At 72.5% G+C, this 26,086-nt stretch carries 22 protein-coding genes and 2 pseudogenes; 10 read left to right on the top strand and 14 right to left on the bottom strand.

Annotated features, from left to right (window positions below):
• Nucleotides 1-176: 176 nt before the first annotated feature.
• From BUS84_RS33610 to BUS84_RS33600, 3 genes are all read right to left on the bottom strand, one after another.
• The gene (locus BUS84_RS33610) at nt 177-947 is read right to left on the bottom strand and encodes a hypothetical protein (protein ID WP_074319308.1); all 771 of its coding nucleotides are present in this window, start codon (nt 945-947) and stop codon (nt 177-179) included.
• A 124-nt stretch (nt 948-1,071) separates the two neighbouring features.
• A complete protein-coding gene (locus tag BUS84_RS33605) occupies nt 1,072-1,485 on the bottom strand; it encodes a hypothetical protein (protein WP_074318380.1) in 414 nt (137 codons plus the stop codon).
• Nucleotides 1,486-1,586: 101 nt separating this feature from the next.
• Nucleotides 1,587-2,834 carry an acyltransferase family protein gene (locus BUS84_RS33600; protein ID WP_143728600.1) on the bottom strand — a complete coding sequence of 416 codons (1,248 nt, stop codon included), beginning with the start codon at nt 2,832-2,834 and terminating at the stop codon, nt 1,587-1,589.
• Between the two features lie 302 nt (nt 2,835-3,136).
• Between BUS84_RS33600 and BUS84_RS33595 the strand changes: the two genes are divergently transcribed.
• Together BUS84_RS33595 and pseI are read left to right on the top strand one after the other, a co-directional pair.
• Nucleotides 3,137-4,309, top strand: a complete 1,173-nt coding sequence (locus tag BUS84_RS33595; protein ID WP_074318379.1) for a glycosyltransferase family 2 protein — start codon at nt 3,137-3,139, stop codon at nt 4,307-4,309.
• 133 nt (nt 4,310-4,442) lie between these two features.
• Nucleotides 4,443-5,495: a pseudaminic acid synthase gene (gene pseI, locus BUS84_RS33590; RefSeq protein WP_074318378.1), complete on the top strand. Its 1,053-nt coding sequence runs from the start codon at nt 4,443-4,445 to the stop codon at nt 5,493-5,495.
• Nucleotides 5,496-5,807: 312 nt separating this feature from the next.
• Here the strand turns inward: pseI and BUS84_RS33585 are convergent, their stop codons facing one another.
• Genes BUS84_RS33585 through BUS84_RS33570 form a run of 4 tightly spaced genes read right to left on the bottom strand, consistent with a single transcriptional unit; the run spans nt 5,808 to nt 8,520 of the window.
• Nucleotides 5,808-6,257 (bottom strand): hypothetical protein, encoded by a 450-nt coding sequence (locus tag BUS84_RS33585; protein WP_244298808.1) that lies wholly within the window; start codon nt 6,255-6,257, stop codon nt 5,808-5,810.
• The gene (locus BUS84_RS33580; RefSeq protein WP_074318376.1) at nt 6,241-6,996 is read right to left on the bottom strand and encodes an SDR family NAD(P)-dependent oxidoreductase; all 756 of its coding nucleotides are present in this window, start codon (nt 6,994-6,996) and stop codon (nt 6,241-6,243) included. The genes BUS84_RS33585 and BUS84_RS33580 overlap by 17 nt, the downstream gene beginning before the upstream one ends.
• Nucleotides 6,989-8,272, bottom strand: a complete 1,284-nt coding sequence (locus tag BUS84_RS33575) for an AMP-binding protein (RefSeq protein ID WP_074318375.1) — start codon at nt 8,270-8,272, stop codon at nt 6,989-6,991. Before BUS84_RS33575 ends, BUS84_RS33580 begins: the two co-directional genes overlap by 8 nt.
• On the bottom strand, nt 8,269-8,520 hold the full coding sequence (locus tag BUS84_RS33570; RefSeq protein WP_074318374.1) for an acyl carrier protein: 252 nt from the start codon (nt 8,518-8,520) through the stop codon (nt 8,269-8,271). Before BUS84_RS33570 ends, BUS84_RS33575 begins: the two co-directional genes overlap by 4 nt.
• A 73-nt stretch (nt 8,521-8,593) precedes the next feature.
• On the opposite strand from BUS84_RS33570, the gene BUS84_RS33565 reads away from it, so the two are divergent.
• Entirely contained in the window at nt 8,594-9,130 is a 537-nt protein-coding gene (locus tag BUS84_RS33565) for a GNAT family N-acetyltransferase (RefSeq protein WP_244298807.1), read from the top strand.
• A gap of 108 nt (nt 9,131-9,238) precedes the next feature.
• On the opposite strand, the gene BUS84_RS33560 is transcribed toward BUS84_RS33565, so the two are convergent.
• Nucleotides 9,239-10,972, bottom strand: coding sequence for a C-type lectin-like domain-containing protein (locus BUS84_RS33560; protein ID WP_143728599.1), 1,734 nt, complete (start codon nt 10,970-10,972; stop codon nt 9,239-9,241).
• A gap of 364 nt (nt 10,973-11,336) precedes the next feature.
• Between BUS84_RS33560 and pseB the strand changes: the two genes are divergently transcribed.
• Genes pseB through BUS84_RS33530 form a run of 6 tightly spaced genes read left to right on the top strand, consistent with a single transcriptional unit; the run spans nt 11,337 to nt 18,052 of the window.
• Nucleotides 11,337-12,320 (top strand): UDP-N-acetylglucosamine 4,6-dehydratase (inverting), encoded by a 984-nt coding sequence (gene pseB, locus BUS84_RS33555; RefSeq protein ID WP_074318371.1) that lies wholly within the window; start codon nt 11,337-11,339, stop codon nt 12,318-12,320.
• On the top strand, nt 12,317-13,474 hold the full coding sequence (locus tag BUS84_RS33550; RefSeq protein WP_074318370.1) for a DegT/DnrJ/EryC1/StrS family aminotransferase: 1,158 nt from the start codon (nt 12,317-12,319) through the stop codon (nt 13,472-13,474). The genes pseB and BUS84_RS33550 overlap by 4 nt, the downstream gene beginning before the upstream one ends.
• 10 nt (nt 13,475-13,484) lie before the next feature.
• On the top strand, nt 13,485-14,330 hold the full coding sequence (locus BUS84_RS33545) for a hypothetical protein (RefSeq protein WP_074318369.1): 846 nt from the start codon (nt 13,485-13,487) through the stop codon (nt 14,328-14,330).
• A complete protein-coding gene (locus BUS84_RS33540; protein ID WP_074318368.1) occupies nt 14,320-16,146 on the top strand; it encodes a hypothetical protein in 1,827 nt (608 codons plus the stop codon). The genes BUS84_RS33545 and BUS84_RS33540 overlap by 11 nt, the downstream gene beginning before the upstream one ends.
• Nucleotides 16,143-17,003, top strand: coding sequence for a cytidylyltransferase domain-containing protein (locus BUS84_RS33535; protein WP_084757712.1), 861 nt, complete (start codon nt 16,143-16,145; stop codon nt 17,001-17,003). Before BUS84_RS33540 ends, BUS84_RS33535 begins: the two co-directional genes overlap by 4 nt.
• The gene (locus BUS84_RS33530) at nt 17,000-18,052 is read left to right on the top strand and encodes a PseG/SpsG family protein (RefSeq protein ID WP_074319306.1); all 1,053 of its coding nucleotides are present in this window, start codon (nt 17,000-17,002) and stop codon (nt 18,050-18,052) included. The genes BUS84_RS33535 and BUS84_RS33530 overlap by 4 nt, the downstream gene beginning before the upstream one ends.
• A gap of 9 nt (nt 18,053-18,061) precedes the next feature.
• Here the strand turns inward: BUS84_RS33530 and BUS84_RS33525 are convergent, their stop codons facing one another.
• Nucleotides 18,062-18,712: a pyridoxine/pyridoxamine 5'-phosphate oxidase gene (locus BUS84_RS33525; RefSeq protein WP_244298806.1), complete on the bottom strand. Its 651-nt coding sequence runs from the start codon at nt 18,710-18,712 to the stop codon at nt 18,062-18,064.
• 74 nt (nt 18,713-18,786) lie between these two features.
• On the opposite strand from BUS84_RS33525, the gene BUS84_RS33520 reads away from it, so the two are divergent.
• Nucleotides 18,787-19,422 (top strand): alpha-ketoglutarate-dependent dioxygenase AlkB, encoded by a 636-nt coding sequence (locus tag BUS84_RS33520; RefSeq protein ID WP_074318367.1) that lies wholly within the window; start codon nt 18,787-18,789, stop codon nt 19,420-19,422.
• Nucleotides 19,423-19,453: 31 nt separating this feature from the next.
• Here BUS84_RS33520 and BUS84_RS33515 read toward each other — a convergent pair whose 3' ends face one another.
• From BUS84_RS33515 to BUS84_RS33495, 5 genes and pseudogenes are all read right to left on the bottom strand, one after another.
• A complete protein-coding gene (locus BUS84_RS33515) occupies nt 19,454-19,972 on the bottom strand; it encodes a TrmH family RNA methyltransferase (protein ID WP_074318366.1) in 519 nt (172 codons plus the stop codon).
• A 216-nt stretch (nt 19,973-20,188) separates the two neighbouring features.
• Nucleotides 20,189-22,771 (bottom strand): DNA topoisomerase (ATP-hydrolyzing), encoded by a 2,583-nt coding sequence (locus BUS84_RS37905; protein ID WP_342199621.1) that lies wholly within the window; start codon nt 22,769-22,771, stop codon nt 20,189-20,191.
• 141 nt (nt 22,772-22,912) lie between these two features.
• Nucleotides 22,913-23,749, bottom strand: a pseudogene (locus BUS84_RS40995) (LAGLIDADG family homing endonuclease); the annotation flags it as partial.
• Nucleotides 23,723-23,977: pseudogene (locus BUS84_RS40990) on the bottom strand (DNA gyrase subunit A); the annotation flags it as partial. The pseudogenes BUS84_RS40995 and BUS84_RS40990, both read right to left, overlap by 27 nt.
• Before the next feature lie 32 nt (nt 23,978-24,009).
• Nucleotides 24,010-26,067 carry a DNA gyrase/topoisomerase IV subunit B gene (locus BUS84_RS33495; protein WP_074318365.1) on the bottom strand — a complete coding sequence of 686 codons (2,058 nt, stop codon included), beginning with the start codon at nt 26,065-26,067 and terminating at the stop codon, nt 24,010-24,012.
• Nucleotides 26,068-26,086: the final 19 nt, after the last annotated feature.

The raw sequence follows: 26,086 nt of genomic DNA, 5'->3' as shown, positions 1-26,086 counted from the left end.
CTGCGCGTATTGCCACTGACGTGACTCGATGGGACAACCGGTTACGGCGGCGATGCTGGGCGACAAGCGGACAGGCCGTCGACAACGGCACGGCATTCGCGGGGAAAATTCGTCCGAACGCGACGTGCGCCCGATTTCCCGCCGGTGTGACCGGGCTCACCCGCCAATTCGGAAGGTCAGCCCACGCGGGCCGGACGCCAGCGCGTCGCGGCTGCCGGACGGAACGCCGCCGTCACCGTCCGGCGGGCCGGCGCCAGGTTCGGCCGCAGCCGGGCCGCCGCCGCGTACGCCTCCTCGGCGAGGACGCGGGCCGACTCGGCGGCCAGCTCCGCGTCGCGCCAGGCCGACCGTTCCCGCCCGGCGGCCGCCCGGTAGTCGGCGAGCCTCGCGTCCCGCACCGCCCGACTGAGCAGCACCTCCTGCTCGACCGGGTGCCGGCGGGGATCCCAACCGTGCCGATGCGTGAACACGTCACCGAGCTGCCGCATGGACAGGTCCCCGCGCCAGTGCGCCGCCATCGCCGCGCGGTGCAGGTAGCGCTCCCGGCCGGCGTACTCGGCGGGGGTGCGCGGGGTACGCGGGGTGGGCAGCGCCCCGGCGCCGGCGAACCGACGGGCGGCGGTGTCCGCCTCGTCGTACGCGGCCCACGCCCGCTCCACCTGCTCCTGAGCGGCCAGCCAGTCGGCGCGCCGTCGACGGGCGGTCTGCGCCGCGCCCGCCGCGGCGACGGCCACCTCCTCGGCGTACCGCCGCAGGTCGGCGGCCTCGGCCGCGGCGGCCTCCCGGGCGGTGGGCGCCGCGGGGGTCGGGTCGACGGCCGGCTGGTCCCGCTCCGGGCGGGCGACCAGCACGGTGAGCACGGTCAGCGCCAGCAGGAACAGTGCCGACCAGATGGCGGCGGCCTGGGGCACTTCGGTCAGGAACTGGTAGAAGACGACGGTCTCCATGGTCGGCACCTCGGGGTGAGAGCTGTGCGATGGGAACCGCACGGTCGTGGCGGAGCCACGGATCGGCGGCGTGCGGAGCTGACGGCTCGACAGGCGCGGCGGGAGGGACGCTCGTCCCGGTGGCTCAGCGCGCGGGTGGGGCCCGGGGCGCTCGGCTGGCGCGGCCGTCGGTGCGGGGCAGCGGGTCGGCCCCGGCGTCGCGCACCCGGGTCGCGCCGGTCGGAGCAGCGGGGACGACGGTCAGCACGCCGGGCGGCACCGGCTGCGGGTCGGCCGACCATTCCGTGGACGCCGTCTCGGCGGCCCACTCAGCGGTCGCGTGCTCCGCGTCATCCACCGCGGCGGACCGGCACGACGGCGCGAGCGGACCGGGGGTGAACGCCGACGGCGCGGCGGCCGGCGCCACCGACGACGCGGCCGAGGCCGGGGCCTGACCGGCGCCGAGCGCCAGGGCGGCGACGACGGCGAAGCTGGCCAGCACGCGTGCCGCCCAGCGCGCCACCCACCACAGCGGACAGGTGAGCGCGGCCGGAAGCACGTTCCCACGCTACCGCCGCGGCCGATCGAGCGCATCGGTGCCGGGCGTGTCGACCCACGCCGCGCCGATCGCGCCAAGCCCGCTGACCAGGGTGGACGGTGTCAGCGCGAGTCGGCGTACGTCGATCGCTCGCCCGCCCGCCCGGCCGTGCGGGCTCCGGCGTTGCCGGCCTCGGTGCCGCCGGCTTCGGCGTTGTCGACCTCGGTGTTGCGGGCCTCGGTGCCGCCGGCGCGCTGCCGGGGGACGACCGCCGGTCGGGCCGGGCGGCGCGGGGCGAGCCGGCGCATCATCGGGGTTTCGACAAAGCGGTGCAGCAGCCCGGCGAGGACCAGGTTGACCAGCAGGAAGCCGAGCACCACCGCAGGGCCGCGCCAACCGCCGAACCCGGTCCCCCAGTCCCCGGTCCAGCGCAGCACGGTCGTCATCACCAGGACGTGCACCAGGTAGAAGGCGAAGGAGACCTCACCGAGCCAGACCAGTGGGCGGGAACGCCACGGCGAGGGCCGGCCCCGCACGTCCGCGTCCGCCGCCGCGGTGATCACCAGCAGGTACGCCACCGCGAGCAGCGTCGTCCACAACTCGGCGCGGATCCACTGCACGGCGGCAACCCAGGTAGCCACGAAGATGACGCTGGCTCCGGTCAGCCCGGGGCCGCGCCACCGGCCCCGGCGCATCAGCTCGGCCGCCACCGCACCCAACCAGAATTCCAGCGAACGCGCCGGCGGAAAGATCTGGGTGAACCACCAGCGGCTGACCTCCGGCACCAGTTGCTGGGCCGGCCAGAGCGCGAGGATCAGCAGCGGCAGGGCGATGACCAGCGTCCAGAGCAGCGCCGGTCGTGTCCGGCGCAGCAGCGGCAGGGCCAACGGCAGGCAGAGGTAGAAGAAGAACTCGCAGGACAGCGACCAGCTCACCGTGTTGATGCTGTAGAACCAGCCCGGCCGGGGGTCCCAGGCCTGCAGCAGCAGCAGGTTCTCCAGCGCGGCGGCCGGCGGCACCGGGTCGGCGAACCACCAGGCGACCAGCAGCGCCGCCGCCCACAGCACCAGGTGGTTCGGATATATCTTGGCGATCCGACGCCGCCAGAAGGTCCGCCGGGAGTCGCCGGGACGGGCCGACCAGACCAACACGAATCCACTGAGGACGAAGAAGAACTGCACCCCGGACAGGCCGAGGGCGAACAGCCCGTCGATCACGGCCTTGTAGTCGGGCTCGGCGATGATCCGCATGGTGGCGGCGTGGAAGCCGAAGACCAGCAACGCGGCGATCCAGCGCAGCCCGGTCAACGAGGGCAGCCGGGCCGCGGCGGGTGCGTGCCGGGCCGCCGACACAGCGGCGGTGCTGGTCATGCCGGGATCCCGACGCTCCGCAGGGTCACCAGCACGTACCTCTCCTCCCCGGCGCGGCTGCGGACGGCGCGCGACGGCAACGCCCACGACGGCCCGGCAGGGCCGCACCGGGGCACACTACTACCGGGTCACTACCGGGTGAACCGGACGTGTCTCACCGGTGACGGACGCGCAACGGGCCGGCTCCGCGCGCAGGTCGGCGGGCGGCGTTAACCTGCCGCTCCGCGCAAGTTCAGGGATTCCACCTCCTTGCGCCACGCCAGGTTCCGGGGCCGGCCACCCGGGCCGTCGAAGGTGGCGGGGTGGTCAATGAGCCGACGCACGCGCCGCTGCTGAGCATCGTCGTGCCCGTGTACGGCGTCGAGGCGTACCTGTACCAGTGCCTCGAGTCGATCCGGGCCGACATTCCGGCGGGCGAGTCGGACGCGGTCGAGCTGATCGCCGTCGATGACGCCTCCCCGGACGGCTGCGGGGCGATGCTGCGCTCGTACGCCGCCGGCCGCGACGGCGTCCGCGTCGTGCACCTGAGCAGCAACGTGGGTCTGGGTCTGGCCCGCAACGCCGGCCTCGACGTGGCCACCGGCCGGTACGTCTGGTTCGTCGACAGCGACGACTGGCTGCCACCGGGCACCATCTCGGCGGTGCTGGACCGGCTGCGCCAGCACCAGCCCGACGTGCTGATGCTGGATCACCTGCGGGTGCAGGAGGACGGCCGGCGGGAGGTCGACGCGAGCAGTCACCTGCTGCGCGGGATGCCGGCCGTGGCCCGCCTCACCGACCAGCCGCAGCTGCTGCGCGTCCAGCACACGGCGTGGAACAAGGTGGTCCGCCGGGCCTTCCTGGACGAGCTGGAGCTGCGGTTCTTTCCCGGCTGGTACGAGGACATCCCGTTCAGCCACCCGCTGCTGATCGGCGCGGAGAAGATCTCCGTGCTGAACCGGGTGTGCTACCTGTACCGGCAGGGTCGGCAGGGCGCCATCACCTCCACCCGCAGCGGTCGGCACTTCGACGCGTTCGGGCAGTACGAGCGGCTGATGGACTGGGTCCGCCGGCGGCACCCGGACGAGGGGTTGCAGGCCGAGCTCTTCCAGCTGATGATCAGCCACTACCTGGTGGTGGTCGGCAACGACGACCGCCTGCACCCGCACCTGCGGCGGGCGTTCTTCGACCGCGTCGTCGAGCACTACCGCCGCTACCTGCCCACCGGCGGCTACCCGATGCCCGCGGGCGTGACCGGGCTGAAGCACCGGCTGGTCGGGCGCGGCGACTACCGGGCGTACTCGGCGCTGCGCCAGGCGCACCGGGTTGCGGGCCGGCTGCGGCGGCCGGGCTCGGCGGGCGGCGCCGGATCGGTCGCCGCCGACGAGGAACCCGGCCGACCGGCCGGCGGTGCGACGGGCACCGGCGACGGGCACGCCGGCGGCGACGTGGCACCGACCCGGCCCGACGCGCTGGCCGCGGGCCGCCTGCCGTGACCGCCCGCACCGCACACCACGCCGGGAGCCGGGTCGGCTCCCGGCGCCCTGGTTTTCCAGGTCCTCCGCCCGCCGGGTGGACGACGACAGCACCACCGCACTCCGGTGCGGACGTACCTGAGCAGAGGTCGGAATGACGGCGACAATCAAGATCGGACCGCACGCGGTCGGTGCCGGCGAGCGGCCCTTCGTGGTCGCCGAGATGTCCGGTAACCACAACGGCGACCTGGACCGGGCGCTGGCCATCGTCGACGCGGTGGCGGAGAGCGGGGCGCACGCGCTCAAGCTCCAGACGTACCGCCCGGACACCATCACGATCGACGTCGACACCCCGGCCTTCCGCATCTCCAGCGGGCACGAGCTGTGGGGCGGGGAGAACCTGTACCGCCTCTACGAGCGGGCGCACACCCCGTACGAGTGGCACGGCCCGATCTTCGAGCGGGCCCGTCAGCGCGGCCTGACCGTCTTCTCGTCACCGTTCGACGCGACCGCCGTGGAGCTGCTGGAGTCGCTGGACGCACCGGCGTACAAGATCGCTTCGTCGGAGCTGGTCGATCTGCCGCTGATCCGGTTGGTGGCCAGCACCGGCAAGCCGATGGTGATCTCCACCGGGATGGCGACGGTCGCCGAGATCGACGCCGCCGTGCGGACCGCCCGCGACGGCGGCGCGGCGGGCATCGTCCTGCTGGCCTGCACCGCGTCCTACCCGGCCCCGCCGGCGGACAGCAACCTGCGCCGACTGCCGGTGCTGGCCGGCGCGTTCGGTGTGCCGGTCGGGCTCTCCGACCACACGCCCGGCATCGGGGTGGCGGTCGCCTCGGTGGCGCTCGGCGCCTGCTTCATCGAGAAGCACGTGACATTGGACCGGGCCGACGGGGGTGTGGACTCCGACTTCTCGCTCAACCCGACGGAGCTGACGGCCCTGGTCGCCGAGTCGAGCCGGGCGTACGCGGCGCTGGGCGGTGCCGCGATCGGCCCGACCCCGGCCGAGCGGGAGGGGCTCCGGTTCCGCCGCTCGCTCTTCGTGGTCGAGGACGTGCGGGCCGGTGACCCGGTCACCACGCACAACGTCCGGTCCATCCGGCCGGCCGGCGGACTGGCCCCGGTGGAAATCGACCGGGTGCTGGGCCGGACCTTCGCCACCGATGTCCCGCGCGGCACTCCCCTGAGCTGGGACCTGATCTGACCGTCGGCCGCGAACGCGGAGCGGGCCGGGGCTGCCGCGCGCGGTAGCTCCGGCACCGGTCGGGCCCCGCCGTCCTGTCGTGGGCGCGCCCTGTCGTGGGCGCGCCCTGTCGTGGGCGCGCCCTGTCGTGGGCGCGCCCTGTCGTGGGCGCGCCCTGTCGTGGGCGCGCCCTGTCGAGCTGCCCCAGATATGGGACCGGCAGGAACACTGCCCCAGATGCGGGGCAGCTCTACAGGGGTGCAGACGACAGCGGCAGCACCCCGGCCGTCAGGAGCAGTAGCCACCGCGGCGCGTCGGCGGGACGAAACCGGGCTACGCGGCGACGCCGGGCGACGGGGCGAAGCCGACGGTGACCACCAGGTCGGCGATCCGCAGGGTCCGCCAGACCGCCGCTCCGTCGGCCGGCGTACCCAGCCCGTAGCGGCGCCACCAGGCAACCACCGGCATGTCAACCAGCTTGCAGCAGCACTCGGCCCGGGTCCACCGCGCCCAGAAGTCCGCCGCGCCGAACCGGCGAGCCAGCGCCGGAGGCACCGGGGCTTCTGCGCGCTCGGCGTCGATGGCCACCCGCCACCCGGGCGTCGGCGGCCCGTACCAGCCCACGCAGCGTCCATCATCGAGGTAACTGCGGGTCACCGCGTCGGTCAGCACGGCGGGGGCGCCGATCCGCAGGTGGCGCTCGGCGACGGCCAGCAGTCCCGGCACCAGGCGCGGCCCGCCGGCACGGCCCGGACGTGGCCGCAGGTCAGATGGAGGCGGCACCGTCCACCACGATGACTTGGCCGTTGATGTTGGTCTGCTCACGCAACAGCATCCGGACCACCGGCACGACCTCCGCCGGCTCGGTCAGGTGCCCGGTCGGGGTGCGGCGCACGATCTGGTCGAGCTGGGTGGGGCCGAGCACCGCGGACATCTCCGAGGCGAAGAAGCCGGGGGCGACGGCGTTCACCAGCATCCGGCCACCCAGCTCCCGGGCGAGTGAGCGGGTTGCGGCGTCCATGCCGCCCTTGGTCGCCGAGTACGCGACCAGCCCGGGGAAGCCGCGCTGCGCGCAGATCGACGTGATGTTGACGATCCGCCCCCGCAGCCCCTTGCCGAGCATCCGCCGGACCACCAGCCGGGTCAGCTGCAACGGCGCGGTCAGGTTGGTCTCGATGATCCGGGCGATGTCGTCGGTGGCGGTGTGCACGTGCAGGGAGTCCTGCCCGACGGCGGCATTGTTGACGATGCCGTCGATCGGGCCGAGGCGCTGCTCCACCTCTCGGACGAAGCCCTGGGCAGCACGCAGGTCGGTGACGTCCACCGAGCCGACGTACACCCGATCGGGGTGCTCGGCCGCGAGCTTCTCCAGCTCAGGGGTGACGGTGCGGGCGAACGCGGCCACCCGTACGCCCTTGTCGAGCAGGTCGGTCACGATGGCCAGGCCCAGCCCCCGGGAGCCGCCGGAGACGAGGACCACGGAACTGGGCGGGACGAGCTGGGTGTCGGCGAGGTCAGACATCGCTCTTCAGGGTCTCCTTGACGGGGATCTCGGTCAGCACACGAATCCGGCGTGGCACCGCGTGCTCGGGCAGCCGGTCGGCGCACCAGCGGACCAGCGCGGCCTCGTCCGGCACGTGGACGGCAAGGCGGTCGGACGGGGCGGCGGGGGCCAGGACCACCTCGGCGACCACCATCCGGCCGAGCACCGGGGCGCGGCGGCCGGTGACCCGGGCCCAGGCCACCGCGGGGTGCCCGGTCAGCACACCGCGGACCACGCCGGCGGAGACCTTGCTGCCCCCGACGTTGATCTCGTCGGAGTCCAGCCGGCCGGTGATCAGCACCCGGTCGTCGACCACCTGCACCCGGTCCCCGGTGCGGACCGGGCCGGCCAGCCCGACGCCGTGGTACGGGGAGGTGACGACCAGCTCGTCGCCGCGGACGGAGAGGGTCGGCCGGCCGGGGCTCGCCCGGTCCAGCCAGCCGACCGGAAACCCGGCCCGCCCGTCGTGCACCACGATCGAAGCGCCCACCTCGGAGGACGCGTAGATCCAGGAGATCCGGGCGGCGGGAAAGAGCGCACGTAGCTGGTCCAGGATCGCCTGGTCCACCGGTTCCCCGCCGAGGGTGATCTGGCGCAGCGGGACCCGCGCCAGCGCGGCGGCGTCCCGGTACAGGGTGCGCCGCCAGAAGGTCGGCGTGCCGGACGCGGCGTCGACTCCGTGCCTGGCGGCGACCGCCGGCCACTCGTCGAGCTCGTCCGGCTCGACCAATACCAGGTGCTGACCGGGCTGGGTCAGCGACAGGGTGACCACCTGCCACCAGGCGTACGTGCCGGGGGCGTAGGGGCAGAGCCAGGTCCGGTCGGGCTGGTCGGCGCGCACGGTCGTCAGCGTGTCCAGGGTGTGCCCCACGCGCTTGGGGCGGCCGGTCGAGCCGGACGTCAGCAGCCAGAGCCGGCCGGGTTCGGCGGCTCGCGGCCGAGGCGGTGCGCTCGGGTGCACGCCGTCGTCGTCGAGGACCGTCACGGTGAACCCGGCGTCCAGCAGCTCCGCGCGCATCGCCGCGTCGACCCGGCTCGCGGTGCTGAGCAACAGCTCGGTGCCGTACACCGCGTGCTGCCGCGCGGCGGCGAGCGCGTGCCCGGCGGAGTGCGCGAGCACCGCGGCGGGATCGGGCAACGCCGGTGTCGGCAGCGCCCGCCAGGTCAGCGCGGCGCCCCCGACGACGAGCCGGTTGTCGACGCCGGCCGGTTCCGGATACCCGGCGCCCCGGGGGTGAGCTGTCGCGCTGGTCACTGCCGCTGAAGCTCGACGAGGAAGTCGAGGACGTCGCCGACGGTGGCGATGCGGCGCAGGCCGGGGGCGTCGAAGTTGAGCTCCTCCCCCGTCTCGTCCTCCACCCGCAGGGCCAGCTCGGAGAAGTCCAGCGACCGGAAGCCGATCTCCCGCAGCTGCGCAGCGTCGTGCGCCGGCAGCTCCTTGTCCTGGTTCTTCAACACCTGAGCCATGAGGTCGCGAATCTGCGCGCGACTCAATTCGTTCATGCGTCGGAGTCTACAGCCCAACGAATGGATATCTGATTTCCCGGTACGTCCGGGTAGGGTTCCGGGACCGGACGTGAACAGTCAGGAAAGCGAGAGGTACGTGCTGCGCGAAGCGACGGTGGACGATGTTCACCTGATGTTGTCCTGGCGTAATCAGGAAACCAATCGTCAGGTCAGCAAGACTCGTCACGACATCACCGCCGACGAGCACGCCCGGTGGTGGTCGGCGGTGCGGAACGACCCGTCCCGGCGGGTGCTGGTGTACGTCCGCGACGACCGGCCCTGCGGTGTGGTCACCTTCTTCGACCTGAGGTTGGACGAGCCCCGGACCGGCGCCTTGGGCTTCTATCTGGACGCCGAGGGTCTGGCCGGGCGGGACGAGACACTGCCCGCCTGGCTGGCGGTCATGCGGGAGGCCGTCGAGTACGCCTTCGACGGGCTGCATCTGGACCGGCTCGACGGGGAGGTGCTCGCGCACAACACCGTCGTACGGCAGATGAACCGGCGTTTCCGATTCGTCGAGGGCACTCCGCGACAGGAGATGTCCGACGGTCGGGAAATCACCGTCATCCCCATTTCCCTGCGCCGGCAGGACCGCCGCCGGCGCTGATGGCCGGCGCGCATTCCGCAATGGCCCGACACCATTAACCGCCCGTGCGTCCGGTGGACATCCCCCGTTTACGAAAATTGATGTCCACCGGACGCGGGGCGGCGCGGGTCAGGCCCGCCGCCAGGCCGCCCAGTGCTGGTCCGCGTTGCCGCCCAGCCGGACGAAGCCGTACTTCGCGCCGTCCCAGTCGTCGGGTTCGCCGGGCGCCCACCGGGTGAAGACCACCTGCGCCGCGGCCGGCGGCTGCTCGCGGAACCACCGCACGTCGGTCCAGGTCACCTGATGACTGAGGTTGAGCCGCAGGATGTAGTGCACGCCGGTGGAGGACCACACCTGCTCGCCGGGACGCACCCCGAGGTCGGCCACCCGTGGGGTCGGCGCGCTGCTCGCGGCCATCGGCCGCACCAGCCGCTGATCGATCACCTGCATGGTGACGAGGTTGACCACGACGAGGGCGCCGAGCAGTGGCAGCCGCAGCCGGGGCACCTGCGCCGCCGCGACGAGCAGCAGGCACGCGGCGACGCCGACCAGCGACCCGACCACCGGCCGCATCTCCTGCCAACCGCCGGTCAGCGCCATCAGGTCCGGCGCGCCGAAGCCGCCGTAGCGCAGCGAGTGCCCCCGGCTGGCCACGTACGCCAACCGGACGGCGATCAGCGCGCCGCCCGCGACGAGCAGGGCCGTCGCGACGGCCGCACGGCGCAGCAACACCCGGCGCCCGGCGGTGAGCAGCACCCCGAGCCCGACGAGCAGCCAGAACGGCGCCAGCATCTGCACGTAGCGGCCGTAGATCGCGTCCAGCGGCTTGCCGGTGATGCCGGCCAGGATCACCGACGCGCCGCTGGCCACCCCGACGCTCACCACCAGCGCCACGCCCATCGTCCAGCGGGTGGCGTCACCGCTGCGGGGACGCCACAGCTCCCGGACGGCGGCGGCCCAGGCCACCCCGGCCATCCCGAACGTGATCACCACGAGGTACCAGAGCTGGGTGGCGACAGCGGCGCCGACGCGGACCACACCCGGGCCGGAGGCGACCGCCTCGACCATGCTGCCGCCCGGGGTGCTGCCGAGCAGGTAGACCTTGTTCCCGAGCAGCCGGATGACGGCCTCGTTGGCCAGCACCAGGGCGAGCACCGGCAGCAGCGCCGCGAGCACCCCGGCCGGAGTGATCCGGCGACGGACCAGCAGCAGCAGGACCAGCCCGGCGTGCACCGCCACGATCACCAGGCCGCGGGAGTGCAGCAGGTGGAACGCGCCGACCAGCAGGCCGACGGTGGCCGCGGCGAGCGGGCCGGGCCGCTCGATCCAGCGGTGCACCGCCAGCAGCCAGGCGATCACCAGCGGCGCCATCACCGTGTCGATCATGGCGACGCCGGCGTAGAAGGCGGTCGCCGGCAGGGTCGCCGCCACCACGGCCCCGAGCAGGGCATACGACCGGCGCAGCTGGAGCAGCCGCCGCCCGAGCAGGTACGCCAGCGGCAACAGCGCCGAGTTCACCATCGCGTTGATCAGCTGGACCAGGCGGTAGCTGTCGGTGAAATCCCGGTCCCCGAGGAACGCCGGCGAGATCAGCATCGGGTAACCGACCCGGCGCAGCAGGTCGTTCTCGCTGCTGAACCCACCCGGCCCGCCGGCCAGCGCACGGGCGGTGTTCAGGTAGCTGTCCTCGTCGGTGTGCGCGATCGGCAGCCCGATGTGCCGGGACAGCCACATCCGCCAGGCGACGCCGAGCACCCATCCGACGAGCAGCAGCAGCGGCACCAGCCAGCGCCGCGCGGGTGCGACAGGCGGTGTCTCGACCGGGACCGCCGGCCGTTCCATCACGTCGCTGCCGGATGCCATCAACGCCTCCTGAATTGCCGACCGGTCCGGGCCCGCGCGGGCGTGTGGGCACGCCGGTGCGGCCGGTGACGCGCAGGGCGAAACGCTCGCGCCACGGCGGCACGAACGTCGGGTGAACGCGGGAACCGGCGGCGCACAGAGGCGGCCGGGTCGCTCGCGCGGCCACTGTAACGGCCCGATCCGGCCTGGTCAGGCCGCTTCCCGGATGGCCGCAAGTGTTCGCCTACCCGGTGCCTGGCATTCACGGGAGCAGGGCGACCGGTTCACCCGCGAACGCCGGCCCGTTAACCCGCCACGGTTAGCGTCTCACCCCGGTCGGCCGGCCGAGGGCCGCCCGTTCATCCACGATCACGGGAGAACCAAATTGAGTGAGTTGAATGGATCGTCCATTCTGATCACCGGGGGAACGGGTTCCTTCGGCAGGGCGTTCCTCCGGCACATCCTCACCGAGGCCGACCCCGCCCGGGTGGTGGTGTTCTCCCGCGACGAACTCAAGCAGTACGAGCTACGCCAGCAGCTCGGCGACGACTCCCGGCTGCGCTGGTTCATCGGCGACATCCGGGACCGGCACCGCCTCACCCGGGCGATGCACGGCGTGGACCACGTGGTGCACGCCGCCGCCCTCAAGCAGGTGGACACCGCGGAGTACAACCCCTCCGAGTACATCGCCACCAACATCACCGGCTCCCAGCACGTCGTCGACGCCGCGATCGAGGCCGGCGTCCGGAAGGTCATCGCGCTCTCGACCGACAAGGCGTCGAGCCCGATCAACCTGTACGGCGCGACCAAGCTGGTCGGCGACAAGCTGTTCGTCTCGGCCAACCACTACGCGGCCCACCACCCGACCCGGTTCTCGGTGGTCCGCTACGGCAACGTGGTGGGCAGCCGTGGCTCCGTGGTCCCGCTGTTCAGCCGGCTGGCCGCCGAGGGCAAGAGCCTGCCGATCACCGACATGCGGATGACCCGGTTCTGGATCACGCTGGAGCAGGCCGTGCAGTTCGTCGTGGACTCGTTCGACCAGATGCAGGGCGGCGAGCTGTTCGTACCGCGGATCCCCAGCATGCGCATCCTCGACCTGGTCGGAGCCGTCGCACCGGACGCCACCACGCACGAGATCGGTATCCGGCCCGGCGAGAAGCTGCACGAGGAGATGATCGCGCCGGACGACAGCCGGCGGACGCTGCGCGCCAAGGACCGGTACATCGTCCAGCCGACCATCGCCGGCTGGGGCTACCACCCGCCGGTCGACTGCGAGCCGGTGCCGGACGGCTTCGCGTACCAGTCGGACACCAACGACGAGTGGCTCAGCGTCGAGGAGCTACGCGACATGCTCGGCATCACCGCATGACGGCAATGCTTCCGTACGGCCGGCACTCGGTCACCGAGGACGACATCGCCGCGGTGGCCGGCGTGCTGCGCGGCGACTGGCTCACCACCGGGCCGCAGGTCGAGGCGTTCGAGGCCGACCTGGCCGCTTGGACCGGTGGCGCGGGCTGCGCCACCGTCTCCAACGGCACCGCGGCGCTGCACGTGGCGTACGCGGCGGCCGGCGTCGGCCCCGGCGACGAGGTGATCGTGCCGCCGATGACCTTCGTGGCGACCGCCAGCAGCGCCGTCGCGCTCGGCGCGAAGGTCGTCTTCGCCGACGTCGAGGAGGACACCTTCACCCTCGACCCGGCGGCGGCCGCCGCCGGGACCACCTCGCGTACCCGAGTGGTGTCCGCCGTCGACTACGCCGGCCACCCGGCCGACTACGACGCCCTACGCGCCGCGCTGGGCGGGCACGACGCGCTGCTGCTCGCCGACGCGGCGCACTCCATCGGCGCCAGCTACAAGGGCCGGCCGGTCGGCTCGCTGGCCGATCTGACCACGCTGTCGTTCTTCCCCACCAAGAACCTCACCACCGCCGAGGGCGGCGCGGTGGTCTCCCCCCACCCGGAGCTGCTCAAGCGGGCCCGCCGGTTCCGTGGCGTCGGCGTGGTGCGCGAGCGCGACGAGCAGCGCTGGCCGGACGAGGGCGGCTGGCACCAGGAGGTGCACGAGTTCGGGCTGAACTACCGGCTGCCGGACGTGCTCTGCGCGCTGGGCCGCAGCCAGCTGCGCCGGCTGGGCGAGTTCCTGACCCGCCGCGATCACCTGGTGGCCCGCTACGACGAGGCCCTCGCCGACCTGCCGGGCATCCGGCTCCCGGGACGGCGGGCCTGGGCCCGACCCGCCTGGCACCTCTACCCGATCCGGGTGCTCGACGGGCGCCGCCGCGAGGTGTACGACCGCATGCGCGCCGCCGGCATCGGCGTCCAGGTCAACTACATTCCGGTGCACTGGCACCCGGCCTTCGCCGACCTGGGCTACCGGCGCGGATCCTGCCCGGTCGCGGAGTCGTTCTACTCCCAACAATTGTCGCTGCCGCTCTACCCGGGACTCAGCGACGCCGACCAGGACCGCGTCATCGACGCCCTGGCCACGGCCCTGCGGGCCGGCTCGGTGCGTTCCGCCGCCTGATGGGAACCTGATGCACCACGCGAACCACTTCTACGGCCACGCGCACGTGCTGGCCCGCTACGCCGGCCTCGGCGACCGGCATCCGCCGCGGATCAACGGGTACGTGCAGCACGGCTGGAACATCGGCGACGGCCTGGCTCCCGGCCATCCGTACGCCGATCGCACCCCGAGCCTGCTCTGGTCGGAGCAGACCCGCCGCCGGGCCTGGTCGGTGGGGCGGCGCAACGTGGTCGTCATCGGGGCCCCGTTCGTCTACCTGCTGGCCATGCGGCCCGAGGAACCACCGGTCGAGGAGCGGGACGGCACCATCTGGTACCCGTTCCACGGCTGGGAGGGCCAGCACGTCAAGGGTGACCACCGGGAGCTGATCGCCCGCATCCGGGACACCGAACCCGGCCCCGTCACGGTCTGCCTCTACTGGCACGAGTACGGGATGCGCCACGTCCGCCGGCTCTACGAGCGCGCCGGGTTCCGGGTGATCTGCCACGGCTACCGGGGGCACTGGTGGAAGGACACCGACCCGGAGTTCCTCGACAAGCAACTGACCGAGCTGCGCCGGCACCGCCGGGTGGCATCCAACCGGCTGACCAGCGCGATCTTCTACGGCATCGCGGCCGGCTGCGAACCAGCGGTCTACGGCGACCCGATGATCCTGTCCAACGAGGACCCGACCTTCGGCGGGACCGCCCGCATCCGGCGGCAGTGGCCGCAGCTGCACGGCGCCGCGGTCGACCTGCCCACCACGGTCGGAATCGCCCGCGCCGAGCTGGGCACCGACCACCGCTGCACGCCGGGCGAGCTGCGTGAGCTGCTCGGCTGGGCGAACCTCCAGGAAGAAGAGGACAGTGACGACTGAGACGGCACCCGCCGACCGGATCACCCTGCCGGGCGGCGAGATGCTGGCCTGGTCCGACCTGCCGGAAACGCGGTTGGCCGACGGTGGGCCCCTCGCTGCGCTGGCCGCCCGGATCGTGCCGGCCGGTGCCCGGGTCCTGCTGGCCGGGCCGCACGACCCGGCGCTGCTCGACCGACTCGCCCACGCCGAGGTCACCTGCCTGCTGCGCAGCCACCCGGACGCGGTGGCGCTGGCCCAGCGGGCCACCCGCGTCGTGGTGGGTGGCCCGGCCGGGCTGCCCACCGACGAAACGTACGACGTGGTGATCGCCGGCGCCGGGCTGGACCCGGTGGAGTCGGTGGAGGGCACCCGGCTGGGCTGGAACGGGGTGCTGGCGCGACTGGTCGCCGCGGTACGGCCGGGTGGGGCGCTGCTGCTGCGCCTGGACAACCCGCTCGGGCTGCACCGGCTGGTCGCCACGACCCCCTGGTACGCGGGCCGGGACGACTCTGCCTGGGTGATCGACGGGGTGCTGGACCGGGCCCGCCCCGCCAACCGGGACCAGCTGCGCGAGCGGCTCACCGACGCCGGGCTGCGGCCGACCGCCTGCTGGGCCGGATACCCCGACACCAGCACCGTGACGGCGCTGCTCGACGCCGACCAGCTCGACCGGGGCGCCGGCTCCGGACTGTTCGACGCGGTGCTGCACGGCGCCTGCGCCGGGGGCTTCGCCACCGGGACGGTGCTCCAGGACCCGGCCCGGCTCGCGGTGGACGCGCTGCACGCCGGGCGCGCCGCCGACCTCGCGCCGGGCTGGCTGATGCTGGCCCGGCGGCCCACTGGCTCCGAGGACCGGGCCGAGCCGACCACCGACGGCAACCTGCCGGTGGCGCTGGCGCAGACCGGGCAACCCGGTATCGGCGTGCTCGAGGTGCTCGAGGGTCCCTCGGGCTGGCGGTGGAACCTGGCCGCCCCGACCGGCGCGAGCGTGCTGGCCGCCCCGCCGTTCGCCAGCCGCGAGGCCGCGTACCGGGACCCGGGCGCGCTGACCGGGCCGGTGCCGGCTGGGCGGCTGCTGCGTACCCTGCTGCTCGACGCGGCGCTGCGCCGCGACCTCGCGGCGCTGCGCACCCTGCTGCAGGGGTACGCGGGCTGGCTCGCCGACCAGGCCGGCGCCGACGGCCGGATCGCCGGCGCGGCGGCGCTGGCCAGCACCGACAACGTGGTGGTCGCCGGCGACCGTTACGCGGTGCTCGACCCGAGCTGGCGGGCCACCGACGCGCTGCCCGGCGACGTGGTGCTGGCGCGCGGGTTGTGGCGCTTCGCGGCGGGCCTGCTCACCGGCGGGTACGCCCACCCATGGTCGTCCACCCTGGACGTGGCGGGTCTGACCGTCGTGCTCGGCGGGCTCGCCGGCCACGACGTGAACCGGGAGACCGTGGCGCAGGCGGTGGAGGCCGAGGCTGCGATCACCGGGGCGCTGCACGGGTTGGACACCGACGGCCGGGTCAGCCTCGCCACCGAGCTGCACGCCGTCGAGCCGACCGACCCGCCGGTCGGCGCCCACAGCTACCAGCAGCTGCGGGAGGCGTGGCTGCGCCAGCGCGAGGAGATCAGCCGGCTCACCGCACTGACCAGGTGGACCGACGAGCTGCTCACCTCGCGGGAACGGGCGCTGCGCCGGGCGGAGGCGAAGATCGGCCTGCTCAGCGGTTCACTCAGCTACCGGGTGGGTCGACTCGCCATCACCCCGGCCCGGCTCGTCAAGCGGGGCGCCCGGGCGGCCAAGCGCCGGGCTCGCACGGCGCTCGCCTCGAGGCAGGAGAAGCGGCGATGAGCGGTCACGACAGCGCGGCGCCGGTCGACGAGCGCGCGGCGCCGGTCGACGAGCGCGCGACCGCCGCACCCAACGCCGTACCGGAGCACGGCCCGGCGCTGACGGGGGCCACGGGCACGGCCGGTGGACCGCGGATCGTCGGCATCGTGCAGGCGCGGATGGGATCGTCCCGGCTGCCCGGCAAGGTGCTCCGCCCGCTCGCCGGGCGTTCCGTGCTGGGCCGGGTGGTGCGCGCCGCCCGCGACAGCGGCGTCCTCGCCGACCTGGTGGTCGCGACCAGCACGGACGCGGCCGACGACGCGGTCGTGGCCGAGTGCGCACGGCTGGGCGTGCCCTGCCACCGCGGGCCGGTCGACGACGTGCTGGGCCGGTTCGTGGGCGCGCTGGCCGCACACCCGGGCGACGCGGTCATGCGGTTCACCGCCGACTGCCCACTGCTCGACCCGGAGATCATCACGCTGGTCGCCTCGGTGTACCGGGCGGTGCCGGGGCTGGACTACGCGAGCACGTCGATCGCCCGCACCCTGCCCCGGGGGTTGGACGTCGAGATCATCCGCGCGGAGACGCTGCGTACCCTGGACCGGCTCGCCACCGGTCACCACCGGGTGCACGTGACCTCGTACGCGTACACCCATCCGGAGCTGTTCCGGGTGCTCGGGGTGACACTCACGCCGAACCGCTCCCCGCTGCGGCTGACCCTCGACACCGAGCAGGACTGGGCGCTGGTCCGCGCGGTGACCGACCACTTCGGCGACGTCAGCGTGCCGCTGGCGAAGCTCGCCGACTGGCTCGACGGGCAGCCGCGGCTGCGCGCGCTCAACGCCGACGTACGGCAGAAGCGGCTGGAGGAGTCCTGAGCACGCTACGGGTCGGACTGCGCTGCGACGCCGGGCCGCGGCGCGGCGTCGGCCACCTCGTCCGCTGCCTGGCGCTGGCCGAGGAGTTCCAGGCTCGGGGCGCCCAGGTCGCGGTGTTCGGCGCGGTCGAACGGCTGGCCTGGGCCACCGCGGAGCTGGCCGCGCGGGGAATCCCCCTGCATCCGGGCCCGGATTCGCCGGCCGGGCTGGTCGAGGCGGCCCGCCGCCACGAGCTGGACGTGCTGATCCTCGACTCGTACGAGCTGGACCCGGCCGGGGCTGGCGCGCTCCGCGCCGCCGGCGTGTTCACCCTCGCCGTGATCGACGGCGACAGCCGTGGCCAGGACGCCGACCTCTACCTCGATCAGAACTTCGGGGCGCAGGCTCCGGCGCTGCCCGGACAGCTGCTCGCCGGCAGCGGGTACGCCCTGCTGCGCGACTCGGTGGTGGCCGCCCGACCGGCGGCGCCCCGGCCCGCCACCGCGGTCAGCCGGCCCCGGGTGCTGGCCTTCTTCGGCGGCACCGACGCCGTCGGCGCGGCCCCGGTGCTGACCCGGGTGCTGCTGGCCACCGGACATCCGATGGACCTCACGGTCATCGTCGGCCGGCCGGAGATCGAGACGGAGCTGGAGGAGATCACCCCCGGGCGGGGGCAGATCCTCCGACCGGTCCCGCCCACCGGCTCGCTGCCGACGCTGATCACCGCGGCCGACCTGGTGGTCAGCGCCGCCGGCACGTCCACCTGGGAGCTCTGCTGCCTCGGCGCACCCGCAGCGCTGGTCTGCGTGGTGGACAACCAGCGCGAGTCGTACGCCCGGGTGGTGCGGCACGGTGTGGCCGCCGGCCTCGGCGAACTGCCGGAGCTGACCGGCGCCGGGGTCGCCGGGCGGGCCGCCCGCGCGACGGCCGCGCGGACGCTGCACGGGCTGCTCAATTCACCGCAGCGGAGGACGGCACTTGCCGCGCGGGCCTGGTCCACCGTCGACGGGCGGGGCCGGGCACGGGTCGTGGACGCGGTGCTCGACGCCGTACGCCCGGCCACCGACTGACCGCCCGCCCTACGGCCAGAGCAGTTCCTTGATCCAGGCGTCGCCGACTCGGCGGTACCGCAGACGCACGTGCCGTCGCTCGGCATGGCCCTGCCAGAACTCCACCGTCCTGGGCGTCACCGCGTAGACCGTGTGGCTCGCAGAGAGCAAGTCGGGGTTCTCCCGGACAGCGTCCTCCGCCGCGGCGAGGGCGTGTTCGAGGTCCGTCGGATCACTCAACACCTCGCTCTGCCTGCTGGCCAGGCTCGCCACCCGGGAGCCGACGGGCCGGGCGAGGAAGTCGCTGGCCGAGGTCTGCGGATCGAGCGGGCTGACACTCCCCTGGACGCGGACCTGTCGGCCCTGCTCACGCCAGTAGAACCCCAGGGCGGCATCGGGTCGGCCCGCAACCTGTCGGCCTTTCGCGCTGCCGGCGTCGGTGGCGAACTGCCAGCCCCTGTCATCGACATCCTTCAGCAGAAGGACACGAGTGTCGGGAACCCCGTCAACGTCGAGCGTGCTCAACGTCATCGCGTGCGGTTCCACCACCCCGGCGGCAATGGCCTCGCCGAGCCACGACACGAACAGGTCGTCGGGATGATCCGGGGCGTCACCGGGGGCGAACTGCGGTAGCGGCCGGGCAAAGACCGGTAGGCCGCGCAGGAGATCACGAATGCTCACCGCTTGATCTTGGCCCATCCGGACCGCGAACACCAATTGGCACGGGTGTACGAAAGTGCTGCTAGGGTGGCCCCATGACGCAGGCCGCCTACCAGCCGTCGATGCTCGACCTGGCCGACGCCGGGCCGACCCTGGGGCCGCTGCCCGGCCAGATCCGCCGGCACCACCTCACCCGGGGCGCCTGGGTCGACCACCTCCCCGGCTGGGTCCGGGGCTCCGACGCGGTCCTCGACACCCTGCTCACCGAGGTGCCCTGGCGGGCCGAGCGGCGCACCATGTACGACAGCGAAGTCGACGTGCCCCGCCTGCTCTGCTGGTACGACGGCGACCGGCAACTGCCGCATCCGGTGCTCACGGCGGCACGGGCGGCGCTGACCCGGCACTACGCCCCCGAGCTGCGCGAGCCGTTCGTCACCGCCGGCATGTGCCTCTACCGCTCCGGGCGCGACAGCGTGGCCTGGCACGGCGACACCATCGGCCGCTCGGCGCACACCGACACCGTCGTCGCGATCGTCTCGTTCGGGTCACCCCGGCCGCTGCTGCTGCGCCCCCGGGGCGGCGGCGACAGCCTGCGCTTCCCCGTCGGCCACGGCGACCTGATCGTGATGGGCGGCTCCTGCCAGCGCACCTGGGAACACGCCATCCCGAAGACCACCCGCCCCGTCGGCCCCCGGGTCAGCGTCCAGTTCCGCCCCATCAACGTCGCCTGACCCCCACCCCTCCCCACCCCCGCCCGACGCCCTAGAGGAAGCCGGCGAGTTTGTAGAGGACCAGCGACCCGGCGACGGCGACGTTCAGGCTGTGGCCGTGCCCGACCATCGGAATCTCCACGGCCGCGTCCAGGTGGTCGAGCGCCTCGGACGGGATGCCGGTCGCCTCATGCCCGAGCAGCACCACGGTGCGACCCCGAGCGGCGGGCAGATCACCGAGCCGGACGGCCTCGTCGGCCAGCTCCACCCCGAGGATCCGGGCACCGGCGGCCCGTTCGGCGGCCAGCCAGCGCAGCGGACTGCCGACCCGGTGCACGCAACCCGCCCGGCGCAGGGTGTTGCCCCGAGCGACGGCCTCGTCCACCCAGCGGAACGGCGGCACGGCGAGGCAGGCGCCGACCGCGTCGCAGGTGCGCAGCAGGGTACCCAGGTTCGCGCCATGCAGCGGCCAGAGCGGGGCGGCGATCAGATGACCCCAGCAGCGGTGCGGCCGGGACCGACGAGCAGCGCGCAACTCCCGCGGCGGCCGAACCCGGATGGCGGCGCTCACGCCGCGCCAGCGACTCCGCCGGACAGAAGAAAGATCATGTGAGAGGTGCTTAGCGGCGCACCCGGGCCCTCACCGACAACAGAGCGCTCACCATACCGCGCCCCACCCGCGCCCGAGCCAGCTCAATCACGAAGTTGTTGCGACAACGTCGGCGTGTCGCCGCAACAACTTCATGATCAACGAGGGCAGGCGGGGCCGGGCGGGACGGGTCGGGGGTCAGTCGCGTTCGATGACGTGACCTACCACGGTTGGGCCCAGCATCACCGCGAAGCCGGAGCCGTCACGGCGCGGGTCGGCGGCGGGCAGCTCGACCGGTTCGCCGGTGCCGGTAGCGCCCACCGGCCGCGGCCCCACCCAGGCCACGACCACATCCGTCTCGTCCTTGAGGAAGCGGTGCGCACGCACACCGCCGGTCGCCCGCCCCTTCGCCGGGTACGCCTTGAACGGCGTCACCTTGACCGTCGCCCCGGTGGAGGTGACCACCATCGGCTCGCCGTGCCCCGGGTCGTCGGTACGCACCGCGCCGAAGAAGACCACCCGCGCTCCGGCCGGCAGATTGATGCCGGCCATGCCGCCACCCTTGAGACCCTGCGGCCGGACCAGCCCAGCGGCGAAACGCAGCAGCGACGCCTCCGAGGTGACGAAGGTCAGCGTCTCGGCGCCGTCGGTCAGCCAGGTCGCCCCAACCACCTCGTCGCCGTCCCGCAGGCCGATCACCTCGAACTCGTCCGAGCGCACCGGCCACTCCGGCGCGCAAATCTTCACCACGCCCTGCCGGGTACCGAGCGCAAGCCCCGGCGAACCGTCCGCCGGCCCGCCCAGCGGAGCCACGCCGACCACCGTCTCCCCCGCCTCCAGCGGCACCAACTCGGCGGCGGACATGCCGCCCCGCAGCGACACCGTGCCGGCCTGCTCGGGCAGCACCGGCAACGGCAGCACGTCGATCTTGAAGGCCCGGCCGGCGCTGGTCACCAGCAGCACCCGACCACGGGCGGTCGAGTGCACGATCGCACGCACCGTGTCGTGCTTGACCCGGCCGTTGCGACGACGCCCCTCAGCGCTCTCCTCCGACTCGGCCGCCGTCCGGGCAACCAGCCCGGTCGCGGAGAGGATCACCTGACACGGGTCGTCGGCGACCTCCAACGGCCCGGCCGGCACGGACGCGGCCAGCACCTCCTTGAGGTCACCGTCGACCAACGTGGTGCGCCGTTCGGTGCCGAACTGCTTGACCACGGCCGCCAGCTCGTCGGAGACCAGCTTCTTGAGCACCTTGTCGTCGTCCAAAATGGTGGACAGCTCGGCGATCTCGCCGCGCAGCCGCTCCTCCTCGGCCTCCAGCTCAATCCGGTCGTACTTGGTCAGGCGGCGCAGCGGAGTGTCCAGGATGTAGGTGGCCTGGATGTCGGACAGGCCGAACTGGCTCATCAGCCCGTCCTTGGCCGCCTGCGCGTCGTCGCTGCCCCGGATCAGCCGGACCACCCGGTCGATGTCCAGCAGGGCGATCAGCAGACCGTCGACCAGGTGCAGCCGCTCCTGACGCTTGCGACGGCGGTACGAACTGCGCCGGGTGACCACCTCGTACCGATGAGCCAGGAAGACCTCCAGCAGCGCCTTCAGCCCGAGCGTGCGGGGCTGCCCGTCCACCAGCACCAGGTTGTTGACGCCGAACGACTGCTCCAGCGGGGTAAGCCGGTAGAGGTCCGCGAGCAGGGCCTGCGGGTTGACGCCAACCTTGCACTCGATGACCAGCCGCGTGCCGCTCTCCCGGTCGGTGAGGTCCTTGACGTCGGCGATGCCGGTCAGCCGCTTGGTCTTGGTGACCTCGTTGGTGATCGCCGCGATGACCTTCTCCGCGCCGACGCCGTACGGCAACTCGACCACGGTGATCGCCTGGCGCCCCCGGCTGCCCTCGAGCGGGCCGATCTCCACCTTGCCGCGCATCCGCACCACACCGCGCCCGGTCTCGTACGCCCGGCGCACCTCGTCCAAGCCGAGCAGCACACCGCCGGTGGGCAGGTCGGGGCCGGGGACGAACTCCATGAGCTTGTCCAGAGTGGCGTCCGGGTGGTTGATCAGCCAGCGGGCGGCGGAGACCACCTCGGCCAGGTTATGCGGGATCATGTTGGTGGCCATCCCGACCGCGATCCCGGACGCGCCGTTGACCAGCAGGTTCGGGAAGGCGGCCGGCAGCACGGTCGGCTGGATCAGCGAGCCGTCGTAGTTGGGCTCGACGTCGACGGTGTCCTCGCCAAGCTCACCGACGAGCAGCATCGCCTCGCGCGACATCCGCGCTTCGGTGTAGCGCGCCGCTGCCGGTCCATCGTCTGAGGATCCAAAATTTCCATGCCCGTCGATGAGCGGCACGTTGAGCGAGAAGTCCTGCGCGAGGCGGACCATGGCGTCGTAGATCGCCGTGTCGCCGTGCGGGTGGTACTTACCCATGCAGTTGTGCACGACATAGCCCTCGGCGACGAATGCGTGCTCGTCACTGCCGACCTGAATGTCGTACGTGACGTCGGGCGACACCGCCTCAACCGAGGTAACCCTCAGGAAAGAAGCACCGACCAACGCGTCCAGCCGAGCAGCGAGTGGTGAGTCGAGGCGGTGAAGCTTGCGGATCCAGCCGTCACGGACCGCGCGCTCCAACTGGAACGACCGTTCCGCGAGCAGGACGCCATTGCGGTCCTTGCCGTATCGCACCTTCGGACCACCGTTGGCCGAGAGCGAGTCGCGGAAGGCTCGTCCTTCCTTGTCCCGGAACCAACCGCCGCCCTGATGTGCGGCAGTGAACTCCGCCATTACCGGGCCGCACGGCAAACGATCATTGCCCTGCTTGCCGCCGTACTGGTAGCCAATCTCGGCAACCCGCTGCAAGTCATCGTGCTTGTACCCGATCCTCACCCACGGCAGCAGCAGCCGGGCAAGCTCGGCAGCATCTCGCCCGGAGATAGAGAGGCCCCGAAGCAGGCGGTGCCTGGAGTTGCGGCCGCTGGTCCAGTGATGCCCGTGCAGTCCGAGATCGGCAAGCATGGCGTAGATCTGCCGCACCAACACGTCACTGGTGCTGACGAAGACAATCTCTCTAAAGCGCTTGCGGATGTAGCCATCGCCGTCGAAGAAGCCGGCGAGGAACGGCGCCCACGCTGACCGGTTCCTGATGACGTCGCTCGGCACATGCTTGTCGCGACTGAGCGGCTGACCGGCCTTCAGAAGCCCGTCATGTCGACTGAAGGTCAGGATGTGCTGGTCCCGATGGCGAGGGTTACGAGCCTCGCGCTTACCTCGGGAAACGTTGAGATCATTGGCGATCGCCCAGCCATGGGCGATATCCAGCGGCTCGACGTCACACATGTGGATCCGTACTCGACCGTCCGCATCCCGCGACCGGTCCACGGCGAACCCCTCGGCCACGACCAGCCCGCGGACGTAGTCGTAGACGTCACCAGCGGGTGCCGAAACCGCTCGACGGCGACTGCCATACGCCAACGTGAGCTGCCCTGGGAGATCCCGAGCTGCGACCCAGCGGACGGAGAGGTCATCGGCGACGACACGGAAGCGCTGCCCTGGGGTGACGAGCATCGTGTGCCCATTGCTCCAGGTCACGCGTACCAGATCGGACACCGGGTTGCGATACACGGTGGTTACCGGCACGGCGGCTCCCGCGCCGTCCAGCACACGGTCACCTACTTCGATCTCCTCGATGGCCCGCAGACCCTCGGGCGTTGAGACGAGGGTGCCGGCGACGAAGCAGTCCCCGACGATGCGGGCGGACTTCACGTGCCCACGGTCGGGGCGGTGGCCCTGCTCGTACATGGACCAGAGGATGCGCCGGTGCACGGGCTTGAGGCCGTCGCGGGCGTCGGGCAGGGCGCGGGAGTGGATGACCGAGAACGCGTACTCCAGGTAGGAGTCGGAGACCTCGGTGACCAGCGGGTTGTCGAAGACCCGCGCGCCGGCCTGGTCGAACGAGGAGAGATCGACCTTGTTTTCCTTGCGGCGTGCCATGACTCAGCTTTCCCCTCGGACGGTACGCGTGCTCATGCGTCGATCGCCTCGCGGTCGACGCGGTCGGCGGAGTCGATCAGCCAGTTGCGGCGCGGCTCGACCTTCTCCCCCATCAGCAGTTCGAGGATCCGCTCGGCGGCGTCCACGTCGTCGAGGGTGATCCGGCGGACGGCGCGGGTGGCTGGGTTCATCGTGGTGTCCCACAACTCGTCGGCATCCATTTCACCGAGACCCTTGAAGCGCGGGATCGGGGTGACGATCTGCTTGCCGGACTTCTCCAGCTTGCGGACCGTCGCCTCCATTTCGGCCTGGGTGTAGGTGTAGGTGGTCTGCGGGTTGCGCCCCTTGGTGGTGATCTTGTGCAGGGGTGGCATCGCGGCGTAGAGCCGGCCGGCCTCGATCAGCGGGCGCATGTACCGGGCGAAGAGGGTGATGAGCAGAGTGCGGATGTGCGCGCCGTCCACGTCGGCGTCGGCCATGATCAGCACGCGGCCGTAGCGCAGTGCGGAGAGGTCGAAGGTGCGCCCCGAGCCGGCGCCGAGGACCTGGACGATCGCCGCGCACTCGGCGTTGTCCAGCACCTGCTGGAGGTTGGCCTTCTGCACATTGAGGATCTTGCCTCGGATCGGCAGCAGCGCCTGGTATTCCGAGGAGCGGGCCATGCGGCTCGTGCCGAGGGCGCTGTCGCCCTCGACGATGAACAGCTCGCTGCGGTCGATGCCGGTGGCGCGGCAGTCGACCAGCTTCGGTGGCATCGACGCGCCCTCCAGGGCGGTTTTGCGTCGGGCGGCGTCCTTCTGCTGCTTCTGGGTGAGCCGCACCCGCGCCGCGTCGACGATCTTCTGGAGCACGGTGCGCGCCTCGGCCTTGGTGCGCCGGTCCTCCAGCCAAGACTTGATGTGCGCCTCGACCAGGGTGTGGATCACCTTGGTGATGCCGGTGGTGGAGAGCTCGTCCTTGGTCTGGGAGGTGAACTGCGGCTCGGGGATCCGCACGTGCACCACGGCGGTCATCCCCTCCAGGACGTCGTCGAGGGTGGGCGGCTCCTCCTTGGCCTTGAGCAACCCACGGGTGTTGCGGATGGCATCGGCGAGGGTGCGTGCCAGGGCCCGCTCGAAGCCCTTGCGGTGGGTGCCGCCGTGCGCGTTGCGGATGGTGTTGGTGAAGCACTCGACGGTGCGCTCGTAGCCGGTGCCCCAGCGGAACGCCACCTCGACTTCGGCGCGGCGCTGCACGTTGGACTGCATGACGCCGTTGGCGTCGGCGGCGTTCTCCCGGTACGTCCCCTCGCCGGTGACCAGCAGGGTGCCGGAGACCGGCCGGTCGCCGGCCGGTGCCAGGAACTCCACCATGTCGCCGAGCCCGTTGGGGTAGTGGAACTTCTCCTCGGCGGGCGCCTCGCCGGTCAGGTCGCGCAGCAGGTACTGCACACCGGGGACCAGGAAGGCGGTGTTGCGCAGCTTCATCCGGACCGCGTCGACGTCGAGTGCCGCGCCGGTTTCGAAGTAGCGGGCGTCGTGCCACCAGCGGATCGAGGTGCCGGTGGACTGCCTGCGCTTCATCGCGCCGACGACCTGGAGCCCGGGGCCGGCGGTGAACGGCGCGTCCGGCCCGTCGCCGTCGAAGATCCCCGGCACGCCGTGCCGGAAGGACATCGAGTGGATCTTGCCGGCCCGGCGGACGGTCACGTCGAACCGGCGGGACAGCGCGTTGACCGCGGACGCGCCGACGCCGTGCAGGCCGCCGGAGGTCTTGTAGCCGGAGCCGCCGAACTTGCCGCCCGCGTGCAGCCGGGTGAGCACCAGCTCGACGCCGGAGATGCCGGACTTGGCGTGCACGTCGGTGGGGATGCCCCGGCCGTCGTCGTCGACCTGCACTGAACCGTCGGCGTGCAGCGTGACCTCGACGTTGGTGGCGTGACCGGCGACACCCTCGTCGGTGGAGTTGTCGAGGATCTCGTTGACGAGGTGACCCACGCCACGGCTGTCGGTGGAACCGATGTACATGCCGGGCCGCTTGCGGACAGCGTCCAGCCCCTCAAGGTGGGTGAGGTCATCGGCCCCGTACAGGGTGTCAGGCTCTGCGGTCAACTGGTCGTACTCCCCGGTC

It is taken from the genome of Micromonospora cremea, assembly GCF_900143515.1.
GTDB lineage: Bacteria > Actinomycetota > Actinomycetes > Mycobacteriales > Micromonosporaceae > Micromonospora > Micromonospora cremea.
The sequence above is the reverse complement of the archived record's forward strand: the minus strand, read 5'-3'. Positions and strand labels throughout refer to the sequence as shown.

Excerpts from the sequence above, each read along its gene's own strand:
- BUS84_RS33610 (WP_074319308.1), bottom strand. The coding sequence starts at position 947 with ATGGAGACCGTCGTCTTCTACCAGTTCCTGACCGAAGTGCCCCAGGCC.
- BUS84_RS33600 (WP_143728600.1), bottom strand. The coding sequence starts at position 2,834 with ATGACCAGCACCGCCGCTGTGTCGGCGGCCCGGCACGCACCCGCCGCG.
- pseI (WP_074318378.1), top strand. The coding sequence starts at position 4,443 with ATGACGGCGACAATCAAGATCGGACCGCACGCGGTCGGTGCCGGCGAG.
- BUS84_RS33580 (WP_074318376.1), bottom strand. The coding sequence starts at position 6,996 with ATGTCTGACCTCGCCGACACCCAGCTCGTCCCGCCCAGTTCCGTGGTC.
- BUS84_RS33570 (WP_074318374.1), bottom strand. The coding sequence starts at position 8,520 with ATGAACGAATTGAGTCGCGCGCAGATTCGCGACCTCATGGCTCAGGTG.
- BUS84_RS33560 (WP_143728599.1), bottom strand. The coding sequence starts at position 10,972 with ATGGCATCCGGCAGCGACGTGATGGAACGGCCGGCGGTCCCGGTCGAG.
- BUS84_RS33550 (WP_074318370.1), top strand. The coding sequence starts at position 12,317 with ATGACGGCAATGCTTCCGTACGGCCGGCACTCGGTCACCGAGGACGAC.
- BUS84_RS33545 (WP_074318369.1), top strand. The coding sequence starts at position 13,485 with ATGCACCACGCGAACCACTTCTACGGCCACGCGCACGTGCTGGCCCGC.
- BUS84_RS33535 (WP_084757712.1), top strand. The coding sequence starts at position 16,143 with ATGAGCGGTCACGACAGCGCGGCGCCGGTCGACGAGCGCGCGGCGCCG.
- BUS84_RS33520 (WP_074318367.1), top strand. The coding sequence starts at position 18,787 with ATGACGCAGGCCGCCTACCAGCCGTCGATGCTCGACCTGGCCGACGCC.
- BUS84_RS37905 (WP_342199621.1), bottom strand. The coding sequence starts at position 22,771 with ATGGCGGAGTTCACTGCCGCACATCAGGGCGGCGGTTGGTTCCGGGAC.